Source organism: Pseudomonas sp. S4_EA_1b (genome assembly GCF_016307435.1).
In the GTDB taxonomy this organism is placed as follows: domain Bacteria; phylum Pseudomonadota; class Gammaproteobacteria; order Pseudomonadales; family Pseudomonadaceae; genus Aquipseudomonas; species Aquipseudomonas rhodesiae.
In genome coordinates, this window is sequence record NZ_JAEILC010000024.1 from 36,636 (window position 1) to 44,965 (window position 8,330).

Sequence of the window (8,330 nt, forward strand, 5' to 3'; positions counted from 1 at the left end):
GAGCAAACCTATGAAAGAAAAGTCGACTTTCCAGGTAGGTCAAATCTACGTCAGCGGTGGTGGCAAAGGCGGCGTAGGCAAAAGCTTCACTACGATAGGTTTGGTTGACACTTTGATCCAAGCTGGAAGCAAGGTATTGCTGATTGAATCGGATACCTCCAATCCAGATGTTTGGAAGATGTATAAAGACGAAATAGAGTGCAGGCTGATAGATCTGGACGACGCAAACGGCTGGATTGACCTGGTCAACGTCTGCGACGAATTCCGCGATCACGTTGTGGTAGTCAACACAGCAGCACGGAACAACAAAGGCGTAGCTGCGTACGGAGAAACGTTGAACAGCACGCTCGGTGAACTGAACCGGAAACTCATCACTCTTTGGGTGATCAACCGACAACGAGACAGCTTGGAACTGCTCAAGGAATATCGAGAGGCGCTGCCAGGATCCACTACCCATGTGATCCGAAATGCTTACTTCGGTGATGAAATCAAGTTTGAGCTTTACAACAATTCAAACATAAGGGAAAGCATCGAGGGCGCAGGCGGAAAGTCACTGATGCTGCCAGACCTGGCGGACCGGGTGAGTGATGATTTGTACAGCAAACGACTTTCGATCGGGAAAGCTTTGAAAGAATTACCAATTGGAAATCGTGCTGAACTGACCAGGTGGCGTCGCGATGTGAATAAGGTGATGGGGGAGGTTATCAATGGATGATATTGAGGTAGCTTTTGAGAAACTCTTGGGCAGGCAAGCCTCTGATAAAGAGGTGCAGGATCTCTATAGGGTTAAAAATGCATTGAACCTGCATAACAATGATTCGCTCTGGCTAATCTTAATGGCCTTGCAGTCCTACGACACGATGTATGCAAAGTACCCAGAGCTGATTGCCAGGCAGGTTGACAAACAAGTTGACAAGCATAAGTCATTGTTTGCCGAGATGGCAGACGCAGAAACAAAAAAGGCGCTCTCCACATTGTCCGTTGCTGTAAGCGAAGCTAGTCAAGCTGTTGCGCTGAAAGTTGCTGATGCCGCTCGATGGAGAGCCTGGGGGTTCGTTTTATTCGCGCTTCTTTGTTTTGCAGGCTTGTGCATGACTGTTGGGTTTGTGCTTGGCAGCGGGCAGGTTCCTTATTGGGCTCAAATTGGCTCGGCAAGGGGACCACTCTTCAATATCGTCACGATAATCCTCAACGCCCCCGTGGGGTGGCTTCTCCCCATTATTTCTGCTGGGTTACTAGGTGCAACATTCATAGAACAAAAACCTACAATAAAGTCTATCTTGTTATTTGGGCTATTGCTGGCCTTATCGTTGCTATCTCTGGTGTTTGTGCTATGACGAGTGGGCCATTATTTTTTGGCCCATTTATTCCGTATAATACACACAATACGGAATTGCGATGTATAATGAGTGTACGTCAATACGGAGGTCAATTATGGAAGCGTACTCAAACATCAAGGCCTATCGCAATGTCGGATTGGACATCAAGGGCTACAAGGAAGCCGAGACATCCAGAGGCCTAGCGTGGTCCTGCAAAGTCTATCTCCACAAAAAAATGCTTGGTCTTGTATCCAACAATGGCGATGGCGGCATGACGCGGGTTGAAATCGACTCTGCTCAGCAAACAAACTTGGTTGCGCAGTTGAAAGCGCAAGGCTACCAACTTCAATTGACCTTCCAAGGGCACGCTATGGATGAGCCAACTGAAGCGCCAGAATGGCTCGACATGGCCATCACCCAGATGATCGATGAAGTTGCCCAGCTGCGGAGATTGAAACGTCTCGGCAAGACTCATCTGATCGTCCTGCAGCATTCGAACTCACCAGAATTCTCCTTCTATAAAGCGCCTCCTAGTGACACCTCGATTGCTCGTATTCGGCGTCAGCTTGGCGCTGATTTGGCCTGCATTATGAATGCGGAAATCACCGCCCTCTAGGGCATTCGCTGCACTCATTGCTCAATCACTGAAGGATGGATCCTATGGACTTGAAAGACATGCTTAGACAGATCGATGAAGACCTGCTTGCCGAAATCTTGGAGGCCGCGCATTGCGCCCTGAACCGACCTGGTGCTGCCAAACGAGTTGCAAAAGCCATGAACACTTCGGTTGAGCGTGTTCGGACCCTGGCTTACATCTCGGCCCAGCTCAACCTGTGTCCAAGGCTTGTGCCAGACATCAGCACGGTGAAAGAAATGGAAGCATTTCAAGCGCGCTTGAGCGCTGCATAGGCTCCCTCCCCCCCGCGTTCATAAATTGGTGATAAAATACGTTATCACCAATTTCTGACATGGAGTGGTTCTGTGGACTGGTTTGACCCTCTGCGTGATTTTTTCGAACACACGCGCCGTAAATCTCAAAAATCGACCAAGCTCGAACAACCCGTTCAGTTAGTGACTGAACGGGAAAGTTCGCACCCGCTCCAATTTGGCTATCCGTCTCCGACCATTTACGCCGGCATTTACGCCGGCGCTACGCGCGTGGGTAGCATCGAATACGGTTTGAACCCGATCCTCGACCGCGTGTACGTTCACAAGATTGATGTGGACGATCAGCACCGCGCAAATGGTCATGGCCTAGCCACTTTAAAAGTGCTTCATGAACAGCACCGGGTTCCGATCGTGCCGGTTCATATCTGGGGATCTGCACTAGGCTTTTGGTCGAAGGCGAAATCCGCCTTGGCAAAGTCGGGTGGCTCCATTGCCGCTGAGATCCGTGGTGAAGATGAGATGGATGCGGAAACTCAACGGTGGGAACGATTACTGAACGCGAAGCCTGTCGATCCTGTAGATACCAGCACGCCTAATAGACGACGGCGGATGCGTTGATGAAAGACATTCTGGTAACCAGGCAGCCTGGCAAACTCACTGAAGCGCAGTACCTGGCTCTATCTGAGGTGCCAGCTGCTACCGAGTGGTTGGCCAACATTGATAATCCGCAGACCCGCCGTGCCTACAGCATCGATATCGGCGATTTCACCGCTTTCGTCGGCATTGTCCATCCGGATCAGTTCAGAGAGGTTCAACGCGCCCATGTTTTAGCTTGGCGAGCTGACCTCGAGCGCAGAGTGTTGTCTGCCGCAACCATCCGGCGAAAGCTTGCGGCGTTGACCAGCCTATTTGATCACCTGCTGGACAGTAACGCTGTGGCGGGTGGCAATCCCGTCCATGGCGTCAAGCGGCCTCCAAATGAGAGCAATGAAGGTAAGACGCCGGCGCTGGGCGACGACCAGGCCAAGGCACTGCTTGATGCTCCAGATCTGGACACCGTGAAGGGGCTTCGCGATCGAGCCCTGCTGGCGGTTCTCCTGTACCACGGCTTGCGTCGTGAGGAGGCAGCTATGTTGGATGTCGACGACCTGCAGGAACGCCGCGGCGTTCGTCATTTGAAGGTGCATGGCAAAGGTCGCAAGGTACGCTACCTGCCACTCCATCCAGTGGCTGCAGAGCGGATCCACCAGTACCTTGAAGCGGATGGGGAGCGAACCACGGGCCCATTGTTTCGCTCCGTTCGCGGGCGGACGCCAGGGGCGCGTTTGCTGGCCAACGGTATCTATTCGATCATCGGTTTTTGGGCCAAAACGGCCGGCATTGCGGTGGTTGGCCTTGGTGTGCATGGGCTGCGAGCTACTGCAGCAACCAATGCCTTGGAGCACGAGGCTGATATCGCGAAGGTCCAGACCTGGCTAGGACATTCCAATATCAGCACGACGCGGCTTTACGATCGGCGTGGCCAGCGGCCGGAGGATTCGCCGACCTACAAGGTCAAATATTGACGCGGATTATCCAGGGCATCATCAAACGCCGCGTTCGCACGTTCACGGAACAGATTGCGCCAGAAGAATGCCCATGGATTTAAAGCCAGAAACGGGCCAGTAACATACATTGCGAACGTTAGCGAGATGTCCGTAGGCAAGCCGATTTGCTTACTTACCATGCCGAGTGCGACGGTAATGCAAACAGCCTTGATTGCACCGCAAACGACATTGACCAACTGGTCCCGCCAAAGCATCCGGTCGCGTAGCGCAGCGCGCATCGCAACTTTCCTGGCTATATCGGCCGCGAGCCACCTCCGCTCCATTTCTTCGAGCTCCTTCATACTGGCAACCAGTGCGTGGCACCGTTGTAGGCATCACCCCCTGCAGCGATGAACACCTGACCGGCTGGATCCACTGCGATAGCCCCTGGCTGCTCATGCTGAGGGTCGCGCAACTCATTTTTCCAACCGTATACGGCCCCCTGCCATACCAGGACGATCCCTCCCTGATTGCATTGGTTGCTATCACGCCAGTTCTGGGCTGTCTTCTGAAGGGTGCTGATTTCTAGTTCCATGTGAACCTCCGCGAAACAATCCAGTCCAGGATTAGTCGAAATTTTTCCGATACAGCCAGTAATACCCGCCACCCAGAATCGCTGCGAGCCCTACCCACTTCACCGTGCTCGAGGCCCACCAAGCAACCGGTGGCGTCTGCCCAGGAAACGCCAGGCCGATCGCTCCCCACTCTGTCATTGCAGGCCAAAGCCCTCCCCAGATCGCCCCACCGGCCAGCGGTAGAACACCATCGCAGTGATCATTCCAATACCATCAGGCTGGGTCTCGCACCAGAGACCTGTCCCGAGTATGCCGACCGCAATCAGCACCCCAAACATCATCCAGGCGTGCGCGGCAAAGCTTACTTCCGGTAGCAGCTGCAGCACACCGTGCGTGAACGACGCAGCGACTACAGCCACCAGCGCAGTACCAACCGGTATCAACCTATCAGTTCCTACAGACATATCGATCTCCTTGAAGTGTGATCGAGGCGCCTACGCGCCTCGCTGCGGTGTACTCACTTGATGATGCGCTGGTGCAATTCGGCCAGCGATTCCGGCATAGGAATGTTGGCAATCGAAAGCATCTGAGCGGCAGTGGCTTTGGTCCCGTCGACCGTCTTTTGCATTTTGCCCAATACCACGCACCGATTCTCCCACATGCCGTCGGCCTTTGACGGTTGTAGCGCTTCGAGTGGCCTCAAGACATGCCACTTGGCCTTGCCTGGGTCAATGACCTTGGCGTTCTTCTCTTGAGGCGATAGATGCGTACCGTAGAACAGCGCTTCACGACCGAACATCCCGAGCGCCTCCAGGAAGACCGCGTGTCCGATGACGAAATTCTCACGAACGTCCGAGGCTGCGATCTTGCCGGATACCATATTGCCCCACTGCGGAATGTACTTCTCGCAACCTTCGAGGAACTCACGCACAAGATCGGCGCAGTCCATTAGCTCATCATCACTCAGGCCAGTGATGGTTTTTTCACTGAGCCCCGTGAGCAGCGTCACGAATTTTTTGAACGCAATCAGGCTCCAGAGCTTGGACGAACGCATGCCCGGAGTACCGTTCTCGAAGTCGATCTTGCGCTTGATCGCAGGCAACTGAGTGAGGAGGTTTTGGAGCCAGGTGTTGTAAGGATTGCGATGATCATATAGCGCGTTGATCGCGCTAGAAGGCTTCACCGCCTTGCTGTTGATGTCAGCAAAAATCTGTTGAGAGCGCTGCAGGCCCTGGTCAAAGTGAATCTGTACCGGCGCCGTTTCATGGCGCAGCGTCTCATCGTTGCGCAGTGCCATTTCGATAGCCAGGCGCCGGTGCTGTCCGTCGTTGATCAGCATGGTGGCGCTCATGGGAATGTGTAGCGTGCCTAGTTGCTCGATGCCTTCAAGCGCTTCAAAAGCCATAGCCTTGTCGACGCTCGCTGTGAGCGCTGGCAGTACATAGGTGTCCCGGTTGTCGAGCATGTATTCACTGATGGATTCAGCCCGTTTCTTGTTCAGCGCACGCTGAGCGCGCAATTCCGCAGGCACGGCTTCCTCTTCGTCGAAAACAAACAGGCGAGCCAGGATTGGGTATGGAATCTGGGCGAGAAAATACTCCTGCCCAGCCTGGATACCACGCACGGCTGGTACAGCAAAGCAGGGTTGGTTACGAATCTCGTCGATAGCTTTTTGAGCCTCGAACCCTCTTGCCCGCAAGTGTGCATGCTCCTGAGAGCGGATCTGTTGCTCAAGATGTTCTGCCCGAACCTCTTCTTCGTACCACTCTTTGAGCTCCTCCAAAGTGATACCTAAATGCTGCAGGTGATATCCAGCGTCGTCAGCCATTACGTTGCGCTTACCGGTGAGCTCATCGGACAAGATTGCTCGCATCAGTCGCTTGCCATACTCACGGCGCTCATTCAGCTCATGTTGATTCAACAGGTCTTCGCGCAAATCCCCCTTCTTCACCAGGCTCTCGGAGTGAACCGCCACAAAAAGGCCGTACTCGCCTTTGCGCTTGTTGGCTTTGTCCGCGGCATTACGAGCCGCTGTGCCGTCCCTGTGAATCGAAACAACCTCCCCCGGTACAAACCGCTGTGTCTCAAGGGAGCACGCTTCTTTGGCGATCACTGCATCGAACATTCCAGCCTCCGATTACCTGGTGAGAATGGAGAAAGAATAATATACGTACGTACGTATGCACACATTTTTTTGCGAGGGCTAGGTCGCGGCGATAAGGCTAAAACATATATGTGTTAGGGTATATTTCTCCCACTGCGCTACCGTGCGCTTCTTCAAGCACTTCAAACGGTCACATCCAGCCTGGAAGCGGCGATGCCCAAATACTCCAAGATCGAACCCTACGATTGGCTTCTTGGCCAATGCTACGACCGCATTGTGGCCTACCTGGCGGGCACGACTACGAATGCAGTCCAGATCCGTCGGACCAACAAAGGCATTCCACCATTTTCGGACGACAAAGCGATCAGCAAGCCTTATGACCCGCTCTTAGGCACTATGTCGGACGTAGCCCTGGCAAAAATATTTTGCGTCAGTGCGTACGAAATTGGCCGCCGGCGACGGCTATTGCAGGTGGATATTTACGAACCACGCCAAGGGCAAAAACTGGAAGATTTTGATCATCTTCTCCCAACCACAAGTAACGCGGAGATTGCACGCCGCGCCGGCTGCTCCAGACAAGCTGTCGCCCAGCGCCGCAAGAGACTGAATTGTGCGAAGCCTGTCCTCCCCTAGCGAGACGGTTGCCTGTTTATGGCCTAAAACATATATGTTTTAGGGAATCTAACACATCTATGCATTAGGCCCCTGAATTGCCCTGGAGCTCTTTAACTGCTGCCTCGACTCGGTCACCATACTCTTCCTTGTGGCGCTCACGGATCACCGACATCTCGTAGATGAGCAAACTCACCTGCGGAGACAGCTGCGCTTCAATACTGGCCATGTCTTCCTGGACCACGCCAGATTTTTGCGCTGCAGTACGGCCAGGCGTGCCAAAGAATGTTAGCGCCTTTCGGAAATCTACCCCACGGCCGATCAGCCGTTCACACACATGCTCAGCAACCGTTGGGGTTATATCTAAGCCCGCATCACGAGCAATCACCAGCTCGGAAAACACTAACCCTCGCTTGCACCGCTTGTGCGCTGCAGCAACTCGTGCGCCGCATCGACCAGCCATAGACCTGGGATCCCCTACCCCAAGCGTCAGCATGTTCATGAACGCATCAAGGAGCTCGGCATACGCGGCCTCTATCTCCTCTTCATAGATCTGTAACAGCCTTTCTTTTTCGAGAAATTGCATAGCTTTGCCTTGGCTAAAACATATATCTGTTAGGGCACTATAGGCGGAAATCTCTGGAACTGTCAGCTACAGGAGACGCCATTTGTCTAACCGACGCTAGTCGTGCAGCGACTGCTGCATTACTGTATATGCAAACAGTATCAAATCGGTGCCACCATGAATGTCGTATCTCTTCAGCCCCTTCGAGACTCAAGCCAGCTCATTTCGGTTCTCGCCGGAACGGCTGCAGGCGGCTTTCCAAGCCCTGCAGCTGATTACTACGAGCCGCCGATCTCCCTGGATGAGTTGCTGAATATTCGGGCGCCGCACGTATGGATTGTGCGTGTCCAGGGCGAAAGCATGCGTGACGCGGGAATCTACGACGGCGGTATCTTAATTGTAGACCGATCGATCGCGGCGAGAACCGGCCAGATCGTTCTGGCCTACGTGGATAACCAACCGCTGGTGAAACGGTTGGCCAAGGCCCCCGATGATCGTTGGCTACTGGAATCGGCCCACCCCAACTATAAGACCATCACCCCTGATCAATACGGCTCGATTGATGTGTTTGGGGTCGTAACCTGGGACCTGACCAAGCATGTCTGCTGACAGCTCCAGACCTATCTTCGCCCTGGTGGACGTCAACTCGTTCTACTGCAGCTGTGAGCGCATTTTTAGGCCCGAGCTGCGGCAGCGCCCCGTTGTCGTCTTAAGCAACTCGGATCTGAGGGGTGGTAACCG

14 protein-coding genes are annotated in these 8,330 nt (G+C 53.7%); 9 read left to right on the forward strand and 5 right to left on the reverse strand.

The genetic code is table 11. The features are described from left to right. The first annotated feature begins 10 nt into the window (after nt 1-10). The 6 genes from YA0848_RS08650 to YA0848_RS08675 all read left to right on the forward strand — a co-directional run bounded on the left by YA0848_RS08650 (nt 11) and on the right by YA0848_RS08675 (nt 3,772). Complete coding sequence (locus YA0848_RS08650; protein ID WP_198731244.1) at nt 11-715, forward strand: nucleotide-binding protein; 705 nt, start codon at nt 11-13, stop codon at nt 713-715. Continuing rightward, complete coding sequence (locus tag YA0848_RS08655) at nt 708-1,337, forward strand: hypothetical protein (RefSeq protein WP_102642950.1); 630 nt, start codon at nt 708-710, stop codon at nt 1,335-1,337. The genes YA0848_RS08650 and YA0848_RS08655 overlap by 8 nt, the downstream gene beginning before the upstream one ends. 97 nt (nt 1,338-1,434) lie before the next feature. Continuing rightward, the gene (locus YA0848_RS08660; protein WP_198731245.1) at nt 1,435-1,935 is read left to right on the forward strand and encodes a hypothetical protein; all 501 of its coding nucleotides are present in this window, start codon (nt 1,435-1,437) and stop codon (nt 1,933-1,935) included. Between the two features lie 44 nt (nt 1,936-1,979). Next, nucleotides 1,980-2,228 (forward strand): hypothetical protein, encoded by a 249-nt coding sequence (locus YA0848_RS08665; protein ID WP_102642952.1) that lies wholly within the window; start codon nt 1,980-1,982, stop codon nt 2,226-2,228. Between the two features lie 72 nt (nt 2,229-2,300). After that, nucleotides 2,301-2,825 (forward strand): N-acetyltransferase, encoded by a 525-nt coding sequence (locus YA0848_RS08670; RefSeq protein ID WP_198731246.1) that lies wholly within the window; start codon nt 2,301-2,303, stop codon nt 2,823-2,825. Further along, nucleotides 2,825-3,772 carry a tyrosine-type recombinase/integrase gene (locus YA0848_RS08675; RefSeq protein ID WP_014003911.1) on the forward strand — a complete coding sequence of 316 codons (948 nt, stop codon included), beginning with the start codon at nt 2,825-2,827 and terminating at the stop codon, nt 3,770-3,772. The genes YA0848_RS08670 and YA0848_RS08675 overlap by 1 nt, the downstream gene beginning before the upstream one ends. On the opposite strand, the gene YA0848_RS08680 is transcribed toward YA0848_RS08675, so the two are convergent. The 4 genes from YA0848_RS08680 to YA0848_RS08695 form a co-directional block, all read right to left on the reverse strand. Further along, nucleotides 3,754-4,095, reverse strand: coding sequence for a hypothetical protein (locus YA0848_RS08680; RefSeq protein WP_198731247.1), 342 nt, complete (start codon nt 4,093-4,095; stop codon nt 3,754-3,756). The genes YA0848_RS08675 and YA0848_RS08680 overlap by 19 nt on opposite strands. Then, nucleotides 4,092-4,328, reverse strand: coding sequence for an antirestriction protein ArdR (locus YA0848_RS08685; RefSeq protein WP_198731248.1), 237 nt, complete (start codon nt 4,326-4,328; stop codon nt 4,092-4,094). Before YA0848_RS08685 ends, YA0848_RS08680 begins: the two co-directional genes overlap by 4 nt. A 174-nt stretch (nt 4,329-4,502) precedes the next feature. Next, nucleotides 4,503-4,772, reverse strand: a complete 270-nt coding sequence (locus tag YA0848_RS08690) for a hypothetical protein (protein WP_198731249.1) — start codon at nt 4,770-4,772, stop codon at nt 4,503-4,505. Nucleotides 4,773-4,825: 53 nt separating this feature from the next. Beyond that, nucleotides 4,826-6,433 (reverse strand): DNA sulfur modification protein DndB, encoded by a 1,608-nt coding sequence (locus tag YA0848_RS08695; protein ID WP_198731250.1) that lies wholly within the window; start codon nt 6,431-6,433, stop codon nt 4,826-4,828. Between the two features lie 192 nt (nt 6,434-6,625). Here YA0848_RS08695 and YA0848_RS08700 point away from each other — a divergent pair, with 192 nt between their 5' ends. Continuing rightward, a complete protein-coding gene (locus YA0848_RS08700) occupies nt 6,626-7,045 on the forward strand; it encodes an AsnC family protein (protein WP_198731251.1) in 420 nt (139 codons plus the stop codon). A gap of 64 nt (nt 7,046-7,109) precedes the next feature. Here YA0848_RS08700 and YA0848_RS08705 read toward each other — a convergent pair whose 3' ends face one another. Then, nucleotides 7,110-7,610, reverse strand: coding sequence for a hypothetical protein (locus YA0848_RS08705; RefSeq protein WP_198731252.1), 501 nt, complete (start codon nt 7,608-7,610; stop codon nt 7,110-7,112). Nucleotides 7,611-7,766: 156 nt separating this feature from the next. Here YA0848_RS08705 and YA0848_RS08710 point away from each other — a divergent pair, with 156 nt between their 5' ends. Beyond that, nucleotides 7,767-8,198, forward strand: a complete 432-nt coding sequence (locus tag YA0848_RS08710) for a LexA family protein (protein WP_014003917.1) — start codon at nt 7,767-7,769, stop codon at nt 8,196-8,198. Then, the coding region (locus tag YA0848_RS08715; RefSeq protein WP_124180121.1) for a Y-family DNA polymerase at nt 8,188-8,330 on the forward strand (143 nt) is incomplete at its 3' end. The genes YA0848_RS08710 and YA0848_RS08715, both read left to right, overlap by 11 nt.